Origin of the sequence: Rugamonas violacea, assembly GCF_016461825.1 — a bacterium.
In the GTDB taxonomy this organism is placed as follows: Bacteria; Pseudomonadota; Gammaproteobacteria; order Burkholderiales; family Burkholderiaceae_D; genus Rugamonas.
Genome location: NZ_JAEMNU010000031.1, coordinates 149,709 through 164,918 on the forward strand (window position 1 = coordinate 149,709; position 15,210 = coordinate 164,918).

Here is a 15,210-nt window from a genome sequence, read left to right on the forward strand (position 1 = left end):
TTTTCCGCCGCGAGGTGATATTTTGCTACTATTTAGACTGTTGCAATAATCTGCGGAATGACGGCGGCCCGGCCGGCGGGTTTCCCGCTCTCCCAGCCGGCAGCCGCCACCCCGTCCACCCCGTCCACCCGATAAAGGATAGCCATGTCGATCCCCTCGCTCCGCCGCCCCTTCCTGTTCCTGCTGGCCGCGCTGTGCGTCCAGGCCGGCGCCAGCGCGCAAGCCAGCAAAGCCGTGCCGTCTGGGCAGGACAAAGTGCGCAGCGAGATCGCCGCCATGCTCAACACCTTCCTGGCGCCGGAGAACAACGGCAAGGCCGCCAGCCATGAGCGCTTCTGGGCCGACGACCTGGTCTACACCGGCTCGAGCGGCGTGGTGCGCAGCAAGGCCGAGATCATGCAATCGTTCGCCACGGCGCCGGCACAGGAAGCCGGCAAGGCTGACGAGCCGGCCTCGGTCTTCCACGCCGAGGACATCCTGGTGCGCCCCTACGGCGACACGGCGGCGCTGACCTTCCGCCTGGTCAACCGCGCCGCCGACGGCAGCACCGAGTACTACCGCAACAGCGGCACCTTCCTGCGCCGCAACGGACAATGGCAGGCCGTCACCTGGCAGGCCACCAAGGTCGCCGCGACGGCAAAATAGCCCGACACGGACACCGCACTTTCTTTGCTGGCCGCCGGCGAGCGGCATGAGTGGACATGGCATCGCCAGCGACCAATAGAACCGGGACATATGAATACCGAACAACTACAACAGCACTGCCGGGATTTTTCCGGCGCCACGGAAAACCTGCACGGCGCGCCCAGCAATATTTTGGTCTACGCCGTCGGCGGCAAGACCTTCGCCTATTTCAAGACCAGCGAGCCGGAGCAATGGCGCTTCAGCCTGCGCGTCTCGCCCGACCGCTTCATCGAACTGACCGACCGGCCCGGCATCAAACCGGCCCGCTACATGGGGCGCTTCCACTGGGTCACCATCGTCGCGGTGCACAAGTTCCCCGCCGACTATCTGGCCGAGCTGCTGGACTGGTCCTACCACAAGGCGGCCGGCGCGCTCAGCAAGGCCAAGCGGATCGAACTGGGCGTGCTGCAGGCTTGAGGGAAAATTCTTCGGGAGGGAGCGAGAGATGAAAGTCAAACGATTGCTGGCCAATATGGACGTGCGCGACGTCGGCGCTGCGCGCAGCTTCTACCACGACGTGCTGGGCCTGGAACTGCTGATGGACCACGGCTGGATCCACACCTACGGCACGGCGGCGCAGATGAGCGTGCAGATCAGCTTCGCCACCGAGGGCGGCGCCGGCACGGCGGTGCCGGACTTGTCGATCGAGGTGGACGACGTCGACGAGGCCTTGCGCCGCATGACGGCGGCCGGCTTCGCCGTCGAATACGGCCCGGTCGACGAGCCGTGGGGCGTGCGGCGCTTCTATGTGCGCGACCCGTTCGGCAAGCTGGTCAACATCCTGGCCCATTCCGTTTAGTGATAGTCGTCTTCACGCTGGTGGCGCACGGCCAGAACGGTGACGGTATCGGCGTTATCAATCTCGAACAAGGCCACATATCCGGACCCGCCAAACGCAATGACCAATTCACGCAGGAAGGGATTGCCGGCGTTTGCTTTCCGATAGCTAAATGGCGAAATTTCCAGGCCATGAATGGCATGTTGAATAGCCTCAAGTGCCCGCTCGGCGAGTGCCCAGTCTGTTGAATCCTTCGCCAGGATAAATTCGTAGAGCCGCAGTAAGTCCGCTTCCGCTTCCTCCGTGAAGCGAACCGAAAAGCTCACTTGCCTGCCTTCGCCGCAGCCAACATCGCTTGCAAGCGCCCCATCACGGCGTCGGCCGCGACATAGTTTCCGCTGCGCTTGGCGTTGTCGCGCGAGGCCAAGCCACGCGCGATAAATTCGCGCTGATGACCACGCCGCTCAATGCTATCGCGGATGGCTTGCTCGACGAAACCGGAAATAGTCTCGCCTTCCAGCAAACTCTGCTCCGCCGCTTCTCTCAGTTCAGGCTCAACACGTAAAGACGGGAACGAAGCCGTTTTCATCATCACTCCTGTGCGTTGCAATTCCAACGCATTGTGAGCCGATTTGACCGGTTCTGCAATCGAAACACACCCGCTTAGCGCTGCAAGTATTTCTCGATGCGACGGTCCGGCAGGAACCACAGGATCGCCACGCCGAGGTAGACGGCGAAGGCCAGCCAGACGTGGACGAACGACAGCGGCACCGCCAGCAGATACAGCACCGACGATATCGGCCCCTTGTAGTCCTTGCCCACCGCCATCACCAGCGGCGAATTGTTGGCGTTGCTCGAAACCAGCACCCGCTCCAGGATCAGATACGCCAGCGAAGACATGAACAACATCAAGCCATACAGCGCGACCGGCACCGGCTCGAAGTGGTTCTCGCCCATCCAACCGGTGGCGAAGGGGATCAGCGACAGCCAGAACAGCAGATGCAAATTGGCCCACAACACGTAGCCGTCGATCACCGAGGCGGCGTGCAGCATGTGGTGGTGGTTGTTCCAATAGATGCCGACATAGACGAAGCTGAGCACATAGCTGAGCACCACGGGAATCAGCGGCATGAGCGCCGCCAGATCGGCGCCGTGCGGCACCTTCAATTCCAGCACCATGATGGTGATGATGATGGCGATGACGCCATCGCTGAATGCTTCCAACCGGCCTTTACCCATTGCTTCCCTTGTCAATTTTATTGCTGATACCGTCTTTACTATTTTCCCGCCTTGGCGCGAAGTGCTCTTGTTGGCTATCTCCGGCCGAGCTACCTTCGTCCGCTGCCATAGGTCGGCTTCTTGCGCTGATGTCGCACCACGATGATACCAATGCTTGCATCGAGACTTCGATAGACTACCGAGTATGGAAACACTCGCAGCGGAAACACCCGCCGCCCCTTCGTGGTTGGCGTGCCATAGGCCGGGTGCTCCGCCAAGAATGTCGCGACACGTTCAAACTCATTCAGAAACCGCTCAGCCACAATTGGCCCGGCTTGTTGGACATAAAAATCCAAGGCGTCTGCAATGTCCTGCTCAGCATCAGGGTGAAGTGTATAACTACTCACTTTGAAGTCGCAATCGTAGACGATTGATTGCCTCCGATCCAGAAATTTCGACTACGGCACCCGCCGCCAATACCGACTCCCGCCGGTCGGCTTCATATTCCCAGGCCAACTCAACCTCTTGGTCTGAATCGAGGCTTGCAATAAGTTTCTCAAGAAGACGTGCACGTTCAGCGGGCGGAAGCTTGAGCACCTCCGCTTCCAGAATTTCAAGATGGCGACTCATAGGTATCCCCAGTACAAATGCAAAGAACAAGGCATGTAACAGTTTACATGGTCTGTCCACGATATCTGAATGCCGACTTCAGCATAGCACGCGCCAAGTGACATATCGCTGGCGCGGCGGGGTATCGCTTACTGGCCTTGGCTCCCGCCTGCGCGGCGGTCCGCCGATGCGGAACAACATTTTGGCAGTCTATCGACGTGCCCCTCAATAAATGGCCTTGACGAAATTTTGGGTGGAGCGCTTGGGTCGTTTGTAACCGTTGTCCTCCTGACGCGGCGGCAGTTCCACCTCGACCGGGGTCAGGTCGGTGTAGGGTATGCGCTGCAACAGGTGGGCAATGCAATTGAGCCGGGCGGTTTTCTTGACGTCGGCATTCACCACGAACCAGGGCGATATTTTCGTGTCGGTTCTGGCGAACATGACGTCCTTGGCCTGCGAATACTCGACCCAGTGCTTGCGCGATTCGGTGTCCATGGGGCTCAGTTTCCAGCGCTTGATCGGGCTGCGCATGCGCTCTTGAAAACGCCGCTCCTGTTCTTCGTCGTTGACCGAGAACCAGTACTTGACCAGGAAAATCCCCGACTGGATCAGCATTTCCTCGAACTGCGGCGCGGTGCGCAGGAATTCCTCGTATTCCTCGTCCGTGCAAAAGCCCATGACATGTTCGACGCCGGCGCGGTTATACCAGCTGCGGTCGAACAACACGATTTCGCCCTTGGCCGGCAATTGCGCGACATAGCGCTGGAAATACCATTGTCCGCGTTCCTTTTCCGTCGGCGTGCCCAAGGCGGCGATGCGGCAGACGCGCGGATTCAGACTCTCGGTGATGCGCTTGATGACACCGCCTTTGCCGGCGGCGTCGCGTCCTTCGAAGATGACCACCACTTTCAGCCCCTGGAGGCGGACCGATTCCTGCAGTTTGATCAGTTCAAACTGCAAATGGGCCATTTCCTCGATGTATTTGTAATTCTTCGGCGGCTTGCGCAGCTTGGCGCGCCCGGCCGAGTGCCAATATTGTTCGACGGACGCCTCCTCTTCCAGATCCTCTTTGATTTCTCCCGCTTGTTCCGGCTTCGCTGATTTCTTTATTGCCCTCATCACGACACACCTTTCCTCATTTTTCGGCGGGCGGAACGACGATTCAAGGGCGATTCGACGTGGCATCCTGAGCCAGCTTTCTGGCGTAGTTCGCAATAGGGTGGCGACACGCATCGCCATCTCCGGTGACAGCGAACGCCTTTCGTGCAGCAACTGAGATACGCTCAGTCTGCTTACCCCGATCAGTTTCGCAAATTCAGTTTGCGTCATCTTTAATGCGGGCAGGACATCCTCCCGCAATACAGCGCCGGGGTGGGTGGGCCGCCGGATTCTGGTCGCGTCGCGATTTCATCAATGATAGTCCTCTAAATTCACTTCCACGGCATTCTCACCGTCGAAGCCAAACACCGGTTCAATGACAGTGTAATCTACCGGATATCAACGTCCGTTATTTTCAGCTCCCGCTTTTGCTACGTTGCACATACCGGGAGCTGCGGTCGTATTAACCTTGTAGAGCATTTGCATGTGACGCTTCGTCAAAAAGCCTTAATGCGAGAAGACCGTGGCCGACGGCCGCTCCAGCACGAAGAGCGGAGGCGATAAAAACCGCTTCGGCGATTTCCTCTCTAGTGGCGCCTGCCCTGGCTGCATTCTTTGTATGCGCATCGATACAGTATGAGCACTGCGTGGTAAGGGCGACCGCAATGGAGATGAGCTCGCGGTACTTCTCAGGGATGACTCCATCGTGGCGCTCGGCGGCCGATTTCAAGCCAAGAAACGCTTGCGCTTCTTTCGGTGCAAGTCGAATGAGCTCTTTCGCAAGGGATAAATCTTCGGGGCGCTGATATTCAGACATCATCTCTCCCACCAATGTTGCGTTAAAAGGGAGCCTGCATCGCGTTCCCAAGCACAGCCGCTGCAAGCAGTCCCTTGGTACTGCGTTTGAATAGTTTTCATGCGGACCTTTCGGGTAGCAGGTACTCCTTGACCATGGCACGCGCGCGATGCAAGCGACTTTTTGTCGCCTCACGCGTAATGTCCAGGCAAGCGGCAATTTCGCTAATGGTCATTTCCTGCAAATCTCGCAGCAGAATGATGTCGCGATACGTCGGCGACAAGGACTCCAGTGCCCTGACCACATCGATGCGCAGTTCATCTAGCGGCATCCTGCTGAAGTGGGACGAGTCTTCCACTCGCCTCAGATCTTCCACCCCCCTCATAAACATCAGGGCTGGCAACATACATAGGCGCGCGACAATTTTGAACAGCCATCCGCCCAGTGCTGACGCGGTCCGCACAGTGCCTACCCGTCGATACAGAATGATAAGCGCCTCTTGGACAACATCGTCTATAGCGGATGACCGCTGACACTGGTAGAGAGCATAGCGCCGGATATCCGGGCGCAGCTGTACCAGCATGTGCTCCAGCGCCACGGGATCACCCGCTTGGGCCGCCGCAAAAGTGTTCTCTTGGACTCGCATCACATACCCATTCAGTCGTTGTCGATGGGCTTGCGTCCGGCGATGGCGCATGCAGGGCAGTATCGGATTGCTCCAGTGGCCATGCTCACAACGCCGACACCAGCGATGGCTAACCCTAGCGCCGTGGCGTGGAGGGGGACCAGCCCGCACCATATCGTCAGGCAACCGCCTATTACTCGGGCAATTCTTTCTTTGCTACCTACATTTTTTCGATTGAGCATAAAGGTTCTCTTTGGGGGTTGAATAATTGGCTGCCACGAACGGATTATTCCGTGCTGGCAAAGACAAAGAGGCCCAGAACGCTCAAAAGGATTCACGGAATCGAAAATATTTTTCGACTCTTGTGAAGTGTGGCGATTAGTCGAACGGCGACGACCCATGGTCGACGCGATGTTCTGTGGTCAAAATTTGGAATTTGCATCCGATTGAGTACCTTGCGCAAAGGAACGTTTGCGCAACAAGGCGCACGCTACGCCTAGTAGTGCGGCGGCCGCTCGTGCGCGGCGCCGCCTGCGCCGCCCCCGCTTTGCGCCTGGTCGCGCATGTGCTGGACCAGCGCGGCGCACATCGACTCCAGCTTGTCGATCTGCTTTTGCTGCTCGTAGACGCGCAGGTTCAGCGCTTCCACCAGGTCCTCCTGGTGCGCCAATTTGATTTCGATATCGATGAAGCGGTCTTCGGTACTCACGTCTTACTCCTGCTTGAAATGGTGATGCGGATGTGCGGAAAATCCGCCCTTAAGTTTTCGGCGTGGCCAGCAATTCCTTCATGCGCGCCAGCCGCTCCTTCGGCGAGATCACCTCGGACTCCATCGGCGCGGCCGTGCCGACGTCGAGCTCCATCTCCTTGATGAAGCGCGAGGGGTCGCAGTGGACCTGCTCGCCGCCGCGCTTGCGCTTCTTGCACCAAGTGATCTGCAAGGTGCGCTGGGCCCGCGTGATGCCGACGTACATCAGCCGGCGCTCCTCCTGCACGCGCGCGCCGATGGTCTCGGCCGGCGCGTCCGGGTCGCCCTTGTGCGGCAGGATGCCCTCCTCCACGCCGACCAGGAACACGTGCGGATACTCCAGCCCCTTCGAGGCGTGCAGGGTGGACATGCGCACCGCGTCCGGCTCCTCGTCCTGGCCCTCCAGCATCGACATCAGGGCGACCATCTGGGTCAGTTCGAGCACGTTCTTTTCGTCGCCGTCGCGGTCCTTGCCGCCGCGGCCGCGATCCTTCAGCCAGTTGGTGAACTCCAGCACGTTTTGCCATTTGCTCTGCGCGGCGCGCTCGTCGAACATGTCGTACAGATAGGACTCGTAGTTGATCGCCTCGAGCAAATCGTCGAGCACCTGGGCCGCGTTGTCGCCGCTGCCGCTCGGACCGGGCCGGCTGGCGCGCGTCTCCAGATTGTTGATGAAGTTGCAGAACTCGCGCAGCGGCAACAGTTGCCTATCGATGAGCTTGCCTTCGATGCCGCCCTTGAAAACGGCCTCGAACAGCGAGCACTGCCATTGACCGGAGAAGGTGCCCAGCACCTCCAGCGTCGACTGGCCGACGCCACGCCGCGGCGTGGTGACGGCGCGGATGAAGGCCGGGTCGTCGTCGGTGTTGGCGAGCAGGCGCAGGTAGCTGATGATGTCCTTGATCTCGGCCTTGTCGAAGAAGCTCTGGCCGCCGGAGATCGAATACGGGATGCGTTCCTTGCGCAAACACTGCTCGATCACGCGGGCCTGGTGGTTGCCGCGGTACAGGATGGCGTAATCGGACCACTTGTTCTTGCGGTCGAAGTGGTCGGCCGAGATCATGATGGCGACCTGTTCGGCCTCCTGGTCGTCGTTGGCCATGCCGAGCACCTTGATCGGCTCGCCCAGGCCGTGCTCGGACCACAGCTTCTTGTCGAACAGCTTGGGGTTGTTGCCGATCACCGCGTTGGCGGCCTGCAAAATGCGCGTGGTCGAGCGGTAGTTTTGCTCCAGCTTGATGACCTGCAGGTCGGGGAAATCGGTCTGCAGGGTCTTCAGGTTTTCCACCGAGGCGCCGCGCCAGGCGTAGATGGCCTGGTCGTCGTCGCCCACGGCGGTGAACATCGGTTTTTTGCCGACGCCCGTCACCAGCAGCTTGACCAGCTCGTATTGGCAGGTGTTGGTGTCCTGGTACTCGTCCATCAGCAGGTAGCGCAGACGGCGCTGCCACTTGTCGCGGATCGGCTCGTTGTTGCGGAACAGCTCGACCGGCAGGCGGATCAAATCGTCGAAATCGACCGCCTGGTAGGCCGACAGGGTCGCCACGTAACTGGCGTAGATGCGGGCCGACTGCGCCTCGTCCTCGTCCTTGGCATTCTGCAGGGCGATGACGGGCTCGACCAAGCCGTTCTTCCACAGCGAAATGTCGGTCTGGATGCGGCGGATCAGTTGCTTGTCGGTGCTGATGGCCATGTCCTGGATCAGCGAGCCGCAATCGTCGGCGTCCATGATGGAGAAGCGGTCCTTCAGGCCGACGCCGTTGGCTTCCTGGCGCAGGATCTTCACGCCCAGCGAGTGGAAGGTCGAGACGGTCAGCTGCTTGGCCTGGCGCGGCTGCTTGAGCAGCTTGGCGATGCGCTCCTGCATCTCCAGCGCGGCCTTGTTGGTGAAGGTCAAGGCGGCGATGGTGCGCGGGTCGTAGCCCCGGTCCTCGATCAGGTGGGCGATTTTTTGCGTGATCACCCGCGTCTTGCCCGAGCCGGCGCCGGCCAGCACCAGGCAGGGGCCGTCGAGGTACATGACGGCTTCGCTTTGCGGGACGTTGAGGCCGAATTGTGGTGCTTTGGACATCGCGGGTCGATCTGAGGGAGGGCTAGCCTTGCATTGTAGCAGCAGGGAGCGGCCGGCCCGCCCCCCGCCGAGAGCTTAGAAACCGCTCAGCACGATCTTGCCGATGGTGCGGCGCGCCTCCAGCGCTTGGTGGGCGCGGCGCAGGTTGGCGGCGTTGATCTTGCCGAAGTTTTCGCCGACGGTGGTGCGCAACCGGCCGCCGTCGATCAGCCCGCCGATCTGCTGGAGCAGGTGGTGCTGTTCGATCATGTCCGGCGTGCCGAACATGGAGCGGGTGAACATCATTTCCCAGACGAACTTGACGCTCTTGGCGAAGATCTTCTCCATCGCCAGCGGCGCGGTGTTGCTGACGATGCTGCACACGCTGCCCTGCGGCGCGATGACTTGGGCGATGGCGTCGAAGTGCGGGTCGGTGTCGCTCAGGCACAGCACGTAGTCGACGTTGGCCAGGCCCAGCGCCAGCAACTGGGCCGGCATGTCGCCGTTGTGGTCGACGATGTCGTCGGCGCCCAGGCTGCGGCACCACTGCGCCGACTCGGCGCGCGAGGCGCTGGCGATCACGCGCAGGCCGGCCAGTTGCTTGGCCAGCTGGATGGCGATCGAGCCGACGCCGCCGGCGCCGCCTATCATCAGGATGCTCTTGCCGGCGTCGGCGCCGTCCCGGCGGATGGCCAGGCGCTCGAACAGCGCCTCCCAGGCGGTGATCGAGGTCAGCGGCAGGGCCGCCGCGTCGGCGAAGTCCAGGCTGGCCGGCTTGCGGCCGGCGATGCGCTCGTCGACCAGGTGGAACTCGCTGTTGGCGCCCGGCCGGGTGATGCTGCCGGCGTAGTAGACGGGGTCGCCGACCTGGAACAGGCTGGCGTCGGGACCGACCGCGACGACGGTGCCGGCGGCGTCCCAGCCGAGCACGCGGGGGGCGGCCTCGTCAGGACCGGCCGCGCCGCGCACCTTGGTGTCGACCGGATTGACCGAGATCGCCTCGATCTTGACCAGCAGGTCGCGGCCGAGGGCGACCGGCCGGGCCAGTTCGACGTCCTTCAGGGACTCGGCATGGCTGATCGGCAGGTGTTGGGTGAGGGCGATGGCTTTCATGTGTTTTCCTTGGGAAATTGAACGATGACGCAGTCTAGTCCCGCCCATTTGATTTGATAATTGGCATAATGCTGAATTGACTCTTCAGCTAAACAAGCGAATCCCACCCATGTCCCTCGATCTGACCGATGTCGCGCTGTTCGTGCGGGTTTGCGCCACCCGCAACCTGTCGGCCGCCGGGCGCGAGTTCGGCCTGTCGCCGGCCGCCTCCAGCGCCCGCATGGCGCAGCTGGAAAAGCGCCTGGGCGCGCGCCTGCTGCACCGGACCACGCGGCAAATCACCGTGACCCAGGACGGCGACGTCTTCCTCGAACGCGCCCTGCTGTTGCTGGCGGCGGCCGAGCAGGCCGAGGCGGCGGTGGGCCACGGCAGCGTGGCGCCGCTGGGCCTGCTGCGGGTGGCCGCCTCGACCACCTTCGGGCGCGGCTACATCGTGCCCTACCTGGCCGAGTTCCTGCGTGAGTTTCCCGGCGTGCAGCTCGACCTGCGCCTGTCCGACTCGGTGGTCGACCTGACGGCGCAGGGCATCGACGTGGCCATCCGCATCGGCCCGCTGCGCGATTCGAACCTGGTGGCGCGGGTGCTGGCGCCGAGCCGGCTGGTGATCTGCGCCTCGCCCGGCTACCTGGCGGCGCACGGCGTGCCGCAGCACCCGGCCGAGCTGGCGCGCCATCAATGCCTGGTGCTGGAGGCGATGAACCCGTGGCGCCTGCGCGAGCGCGACGGCGGCGAGCTGCACGTGCGGGTGGCCGGCCGCTTGCGCAGCGACAACGGCGAGGCGCTGCGCGACGCCGCCGTGGCCGGCCTGGGCATCGGCCTGCTGTCGACCTGGCTGGTGCCGGAGCAATTGCGCAGCGGCGCGCTGGTGCGCATCCTGGCCGACTATCCGGCGACCGACTCGGTGGTCTCGGCGGTGTATTTGCACCGGCAATATTTGCCGCCGAAAAGCCGCGCCTTCATCGACTTTTTCGCCCAGCGCTTCGGCCCGGAACCATACTGGGACCGGGATCTGTGACATGGCGCATGCATGGGCCGCGCCGAGTTGCGCTACCATGCGGGAATGGGGCGCGTCTGCGCCTGACTCACTTGACGGCACTATTATGAAATTTGAACATTTAATCGAAATCAACGATCCGCTCAATCCGCTGATCGACTCCCTCAGCCTGGAGCAACTGTGGCGCGGCCTGGTGCTGCGCGCCGAGTCGCCCAAGCTGTTCGTGCCGCACCTGGACGAGTGCGTGATCGAGCAACGCACCGCGCACGGCTTCCACCGCCGCCAGCGCTACGGCGAACTGGTGATCGTCGACCAGGTGGTGTTGGAGCCGATGCGCGAAGTGCGCGTCGAGGTGGCGGCGCAAAAGGACATCAGCGCCTCCAGCCTGCGCATGACCATCGAGGCGCCGCATCCGGACACGCTGTTCGTCCGCTTCAAGTACGACGACGGCCACGATGCCGCCACCGACGCGGCCAACGCCATGTATGACGAGTTCCGCCGCTCGGCCTACACGGAGTCGGACATCGACACCATCGGCATCCTGCGCGATCTGGCGGCGCAGGGCCGCCTGGACGCGCTGCTCAACTAAGCGACGCGCGCGGCCATAACGGCGGCCACGGCCGCAACGCGCCGCAGCCGGGCCGGCGCCGCTACAGGCTGGCGACGCGGCCCCAGATCTGCTCCATGCGGAAGGGCGCGTTGACCTGGGCCGCGCCCAGCACCTCGCGAATGCCGTGCAGATCGCCCCGCGTGTCGCGGCGCAGGAAAACGTCGAGCGGCGCGCCGCGCGGCCCGACGATGGACTCGACATGCGGCGTGGTCGGGTTCAGCCCCTTGCGCGACACCACGCCGACCTCGCCATTGAGCAGGCGCACATAGGTGCCGATCGGATAAATCCCCAACTCGCGGATCAGCACGGCGGCCAACTGGCCGTCCAGCGTCTGCCGCGCTTCGAGCAATATTTCGCGCAGCGCCGTGTTGGGCGGCAGATTCTTGCGGTAACCGCGCTCGGCGACGCGGGCGCAGTAGCGGTCGGCGATGGCGATCAATTTGGCGGCCTCGGCCAGGTCGGCGCCGACGCGGCCGGCCGGATAGCCGCTGCCGTCCTCGTTTTCATGGTGCGACAGCACGCAATCCAACCACAGCGGATCGTCGATGCCGGCCTGGCGCAGCAAGTCCACGCCGCGTTGCGGATGGGCCTTCAGCAGCGCCTGCTCGGCCCCGCTCAGTGGCGCGCGGTTGGCCTGCAGGTGTTCGTGTTGCTCCAACATGCCAACGTTCATGGTCAGCGCCGCCAGGGTCATCGACAACATGGGCGCCGGCGCCATCTTCAACGCGCGCGCCAGCACCTGGGCCAGCACCGCCGTGTCGACGCTGTGGCGCACCGCATAGGGCATCGCCTGCTGGTTATGCAAAATCGCCGCCAGGGCGACATCGGCGCTCAAGTCCACCGCTTCGCCCACCAAGCTGGCGACATCCTCCAGTTGGCGGCGCAGGTCGGACGGCGCGGCGCGGCAGGCGACGGCCCTCAGCAGCAATTGCAGTTCCAGCTGGGCGGCGTTGAGCTTGCGCAACACCGAATCGGGCTCGCGCGTTTGCGGGCTGGACTCGCTATCGTCCTCGAAGGAGCCGCGTTCGACCAGCGCCTCGATCTGCGCGGCGCTGGCGATCAAATGCCCCTTGCGCACCAGCAAACCACCGTTTTCGCCGTACACATTCCAGGGAATCAACATCCCGACCTTCAAATCGGCCGGGCTGACCTTGCGAATTCTCATTTATTGCCTATAACCAATAAATATTATCGGAGAAGAAGCATAGCCTGTTCTTGTGACAGGCATGTGATTTCCTTGCCTCCGCATGGGCAAACATAGGCAAACATAGGCAAACCGCCACTGCGGACGTTGTATTTCTGCGCGCCGGGCGGCGCCGTTCCTCAGGCACCGGGCGTACAGTCCTGACACACCTGCTCGGGCTGCTTGCTCAGATGGTGGGCCAAGTCGCGCAGCGCGGTGCGCACGCCCTCCTCCACCACCGGGTGGTAAAAGGGCATGTCCAGCATGGCCGCCACCGTCAGTTTCGCCTGGCAGGCCCAGGCCAGCAGATGGCCCAGATGCTCGGCGCGCGGGCCGGCCAGCTCGGCGCCGAGGAAACGGCCGCTGCCGAACTCGCCGTAGACGCGCAGCATGCCGTGGTTTTGCAGCATCACCCGGCTGCGTCCCTGGTTCTCGAAGGAGACTTGGCCGATGGCGAAGCGGCCGCCGTGGGACACGCACAATTCCTTGTAACTGGCGCCAACGATGGCGATCTGCGGCTCGCTGAACGCAATCGCCAGCGGCGTGCGGCGCAGGCCGGGACGCGTGTGGGGGAAGCGCGCGGCGTTGTCGCCGGCGATCCTGCCCTGGTCGGCCGCCTCCGGCAGCACCGGCCGCTCGTTGTCGGCGTCGCCGGCGATGAAGACGGCGCTGCTGCCGCATTGCATGGTGTGCTTGTCGTAGAGGGGGATGCCGTGGCGGTCCAGCGCCAGCTGGGCCAGCTCCAGTCCCAGCGCGCCGACGTTCGGGCCGCGGCCGATGGCCGCCAGCACGTAGCTGAAATGCTCGGTGCGCAAGTTGCCGGCGGCGTCGCGGCTGGTCAGCGCCACTTGTTCGCCGGCCGAGTCCGCTTCCAGCGCGGCGATCTCGGTCTGGAAGCGGATGTCCAGCTCGTCCGCCAGGGCGCGCGCGGCCACTTCGCGCACCATCGGGTCGCTCAGTTGCACCACGCTGCCGCCCCGGGCGAACAGGGTCACGCGCACGCCCAGGCGGTGCAGCGCCTGGCCCAGCTCCAGGCCGATGACGCCGGTGCCGACCACGGCCACCGAGTCGGGCAGGTCGGTCCAGTCGAACACCTGGTCGCTGGTGATCACGCGCGGACCGCCGCGGCGCCACTCCTCGGGCACGATCGGCGTCGATCCGGTCGCGATCACCACGCTATCGGCCTCGATGATGGTGTGCTCGTCCAGTTGCAGGCGACCCGGGGCGAGGAAGCGGGCGTGGCCGCGCAGCTTGTCCTCGGCGGGGATCTGCTCGATGCCCTCAAGCACGAAGCCGACAAAACGGTCGCGTTCGCTGCGCACGCGCGCCATGACTTCCTTGCCATCTATGCGCAGCGGGCCGGGGTGGACGCCGAAGGCCGGCGCCGCGCGCACCGCGTGGGCCGCCTCGGCGGCGGCGATCAGCAGTTTGCTGGGCATGCAGCCGACGCGGGCGCAGGTGGTGCCGTAGGGACCGCTTTCTATCAGCAGGGCCTGTTTGCCGCCGGCGCGCGCGGCGCGGTAGGCCGACATGCCGGCCGTGCCGGCCCCGATCACTGCCACTTCGGTTCGTTTGGTCTGCATGCGCCCTCCCCCGGCTAGATGTCGATTCGATGCGGAGATTGTTCCAAAATGAACAAACCCGGATTGATGTATTTCAAATGAATACTATACCCGCGTTGTGAATTCCGGTTTTCCTTTGGGAAAAAACGCATTAGTATCACTTATCCTTTTTAAATTTTATAAGTACAGCTTATGGGAACTCTTGACTATCGGGCCTTGGCCGTGCTCGACGCGGTGGCCAGCCATGGCAGTTTCGAGCGGGCCGCCGTGGCCATGGGCATCAGCCAATCGGCCGTGTCGCAGCGCATCAAGGCGCTGGAGGACGCCAGCGGCCGCCTGCTGATCGTGCGCGGCCAGCCGGCCGTGCCGACCGGCCTGGGCCAGCGTCTGGTTTCGCACCACCGCAACGTCAAATTGATGGAGGCGGCGCTGGACATCGACCTGGGCAACCGGGTCAGCATGCCGGAAATTTCTCTGGCGGTGGACGCCGCCAGCCTGGCCACCTGGTTCCCGCTGAGTTTGCAACCGCTGCTGTCGCCGCCGCGCTGCCAGCTCGACGTGCGCGTCAGCGAGCAGGCCATGGCCCTGCATCTGGTGCACGAGGGCAGCATCTTCGGCTGCGTCGCCGAGGCGCAGGAGGCGCCGGCCGAGCAGCTCAACGGCCCCAGCGTGACACCGCTGGGCCTGCTGCGCTATGTCTGCGTGGCCACGCCGGCCTTCGCCGGCCACTGGTTCGGCGACGGCTTCTCGGTCGAGGCGGTGCGGCTGGCGCCGGCCGTGGTCAGCGAGCGCAACCTGATGGCGCGCTTCCTGGCCGACACGGTCGACCTGCAAGGCCCGTATCCCCACCACAAGATGCCGCTGTCGGCCGGCTTCAACGAATGCATCCACGGCAGCCTGGGCTACGGCCTGATGCCGCAGTTGCTGGCGGCCAACGCCCTGGCCAACGAGCGGCTGGTCGAGCTGGTCCCGGGGCGCGGCATCGACGTCGCCCTCAACTGGCACGCCTGGAACCTGGACACGCCGTTCACCCGCGCGCTGTCCGAACAGGTGGTGGCCACCGCCAAGCGCTACCTGCTGGCGCCGGCCTGATTGCGGCGCCGGCGGCGCTAACACCACCCAAAGGCGGAGAGCGGGGGGGG

General features: G+C 63.3%; 20 protein-coding genes. 6 read left to right on the forward strand and 14 right to left on the reverse strand.

Features of this window, described 5'->3' with window-relative positions:
• Positions 1–144 precede the first annotated feature (144 nt).
• The 3 genes from H7U20_RS06390 to H7U20_RS06400 all read left to right on the forward strand — a co-directional run bounded on the left by H7U20_RS06390 (position 145) and on the right by H7U20_RS06400 (position 1,483).
• On the forward strand, positions 145–645 hold the full coding sequence (locus H7U20_RS06390; RefSeq protein WP_199518768.1) for a nuclear transport factor 2 family protein: 501 nt from the start codon (positions 145–147) through the stop codon (positions 643–645).
• Between the two features lie 90 nt (positions 646–735).
• Positions 736–1,101: an MmcQ/YjbR family DNA-binding protein gene (locus H7U20_RS06395; protein ID WP_199518769.1), complete on the forward strand. Its 366-nt coding sequence runs from the start codon at positions 736–738 to the stop codon at positions 1,099–1,101.
• A 28-nt stretch (positions 1,102–1,129) separates the two neighbouring features.
• Positions 1,130–1,483: a VOC family protein gene (locus H7U20_RS06400; RefSeq protein WP_199518770.1), complete on the forward strand. Its 354-nt coding sequence runs from the start codon at positions 1,130–1,132 to the stop codon at positions 1,481–1,483.
• Here the strand turns inward: H7U20_RS06400 and H7U20_RS06405 are convergent.
• The 12 genes from H7U20_RS06405 to H7U20_RS06460 form a co-directional block, all read right to left on the reverse strand.
• Positions 1,480–1,788 (reverse strand): type II toxin-antitoxin system RelE/ParE family toxin, encoded by a 309-nt coding sequence (locus H7U20_RS06405; RefSeq protein WP_199518771.1) that lies wholly within the window; start codon positions 1,786–1,788, stop codon positions 1,480–1,482. The two genes, H7U20_RS06400 and H7U20_RS06405, sit on opposite strands and share 4 nt — an antisense overlap.
• On the reverse strand, positions 1,785–2,051 hold the full coding sequence (locus H7U20_RS06410; RefSeq protein ID WP_199518868.1) for a YlcI/YnfO family protein: 267 nt from the start codon (positions 2,049–2,051) through the stop codon (positions 1,785–1,787). Before H7U20_RS06410 ends, H7U20_RS06405 begins: the two co-directional genes overlap by 4 nt.
• Positions 2,052–2,125: 74 nt before the next feature.
• Positions 2,126–2,701, reverse strand: a complete 576-nt coding sequence (locus H7U20_RS06415; RefSeq protein ID WP_199518772.1) for a TMEM175 family protein — start codon at positions 2,699–2,701, stop codon at positions 2,126–2,128.
• Positions 2,702–2,790: 89 nt separating this feature from the next.
• The gene (locus tag H7U20_RS30880) at positions 2,791–3,087 is read right to left on the reverse strand and encodes a type II toxin-antitoxin system RelE/ParE family toxin (RefSeq protein WP_370593091.1); all 297 of its coding nucleotides are present in this window, start codon (positions 3,085–3,087) and stop codon (positions 2,791–2,793) included.
• Entirely contained in the window at positions 3,080–3,310 is a 231-nt protein-coding gene (locus H7U20_RS06425) for an addiction module protein (protein WP_199518774.1), read from the reverse strand. The genes H7U20_RS30880 and H7U20_RS06425 overlap by 8 nt, the downstream gene beginning before the upstream one ends.
• Before the next feature lie 204 nt (positions 3,311–3,514).
• Positions 3,515–4,678, reverse strand: a complete 1,164-nt coding sequence (ppk2, locus tag H7U20_RS06430; RefSeq protein WP_370593094.1) for a polyphosphate kinase 2 — start codon at positions 4,676–4,678, stop codon at positions 3,515–3,517.
• 172 nt (positions 4,679–4,850) lie between these two features.
• Positions 4,851–5,204, reverse strand: a complete 354-nt coding sequence (locus H7U20_RS06435; protein ID WP_199518776.1) for a carboxymuconolactone decarboxylase family protein — start codon at positions 5,202–5,204, stop codon at positions 4,851–4,853.
• Between the two features lie 97 nt (positions 5,205–5,301).
• Positions 5,302–5,766 carry an RNA polymerase sigma factor gene (locus H7U20_RS06440; protein ID WP_233410540.1) on the reverse strand — a complete coding sequence of 155 codons (465 nt, stop codon included), beginning with the start codon at positions 5,764–5,766 and terminating at the stop codon, positions 5,302–5,304.
• A 74-nt stretch (positions 5,767–5,840) separates the two neighbouring features.
• On the reverse strand, positions 5,841–6,209 hold the full coding sequence (locus H7U20_RS30885; protein ID WP_370593092.1) for a YgaP family membrane protein: 369 nt from the start codon (positions 6,207–6,209) through the stop codon (positions 5,841–5,843).
• 95 nt (positions 6,210–6,304) lie between these two features.
• Positions 6,305–6,517 carry a SlyX family protein gene (locus H7U20_RS06450; protein WP_199518779.1) on the reverse strand — a complete coding sequence of 71 codons (213 nt, stop codon included), beginning with the start codon at positions 6,515–6,517 and terminating at the stop codon, positions 6,305–6,307.
• Positions 6,518–6,566: 49 nt separating this feature from the next.
• Positions 6,567–8,627: a UvrD-helicase domain-containing protein gene (locus tag H7U20_RS06455; RefSeq protein ID WP_199518780.1), complete on the reverse strand. Its 2,061-nt coding sequence runs from the start codon at positions 8,625–8,627 to the stop codon at positions 6,567–6,569.
• A gap of 75 nt (positions 8,628–8,702) precedes the next feature.
• Positions 8,703–9,719, reverse strand: coding sequence for a zinc-binding alcohol dehydrogenase family protein (locus tag H7U20_RS06460; protein ID WP_199518781.1), 1,017 nt, complete (start codon positions 9,717–9,719; stop codon positions 8,703–8,705).
• 109 nt (positions 9,720–9,828) lie between these two features.
• On the opposite strand from H7U20_RS06460, the gene H7U20_RS06465 reads away from it, so the two are divergent.
• Together H7U20_RS06465 and H7U20_RS06470 are read left to right on the forward strand one after the other, a co-directional pair.
• Positions 9,829–10,734, forward strand: coding sequence for a LysR family transcriptional regulator (locus H7U20_RS06465; protein WP_199518782.1), 906 nt, complete (start codon positions 9,829–9,831; stop codon positions 10,732–10,734).
• Positions 10,735–10,819: 85 nt separating this feature from the next.
• The gene (locus H7U20_RS06470; RefSeq protein ID WP_199518783.1) at positions 10,820–11,302 is read left to right on the forward strand and encodes an SRPBCC family protein; all 483 of its coding nucleotides are present in this window, start codon (positions 10,820–10,822) and stop codon (positions 11,300–11,302) included.
• 61 nt (positions 11,303–11,363) lie between these two features.
• On the opposite strand, the gene H7U20_RS06475 is transcribed toward H7U20_RS06470, so the two are convergent.
• Together H7U20_RS06475 and H7U20_RS06480 are read right to left on the reverse strand one after the other, a co-directional pair.
• Positions 11,364–12,488 (reverse strand): HD-GYP domain-containing protein, encoded by a 1,125-nt coding sequence (locus H7U20_RS06475; protein ID WP_233410541.1) that lies wholly within the window; start codon positions 12,486–12,488, stop codon positions 11,364–11,366.
• A 158-nt stretch (positions 12,489–12,646) separates the two neighbouring features.
• Positions 12,647–14,089 (reverse strand): dihydrolipoyl dehydrogenase, encoded by a 1,443-nt coding sequence (locus H7U20_RS06480; RefSeq protein WP_199518784.1) that lies wholly within the window; start codon positions 14,087–14,089, stop codon positions 12,647–12,649.
• Positions 14,090–14,260: 171 nt separating this feature from the next.
• Here H7U20_RS06480 and H7U20_RS06485 point away from each other — a divergent pair, with 171 nt between their 5' ends.
• Entirely contained in the window at positions 14,261–15,160 is a 900-nt protein-coding gene (locus tag H7U20_RS06485; protein WP_199518785.1) for an ArgP/LysG family DNA-binding transcriptional regulator, read from the forward strand.
• The last annotated feature ends 50 nt before the right edge of the window (positions 15,161–15,210 follow it).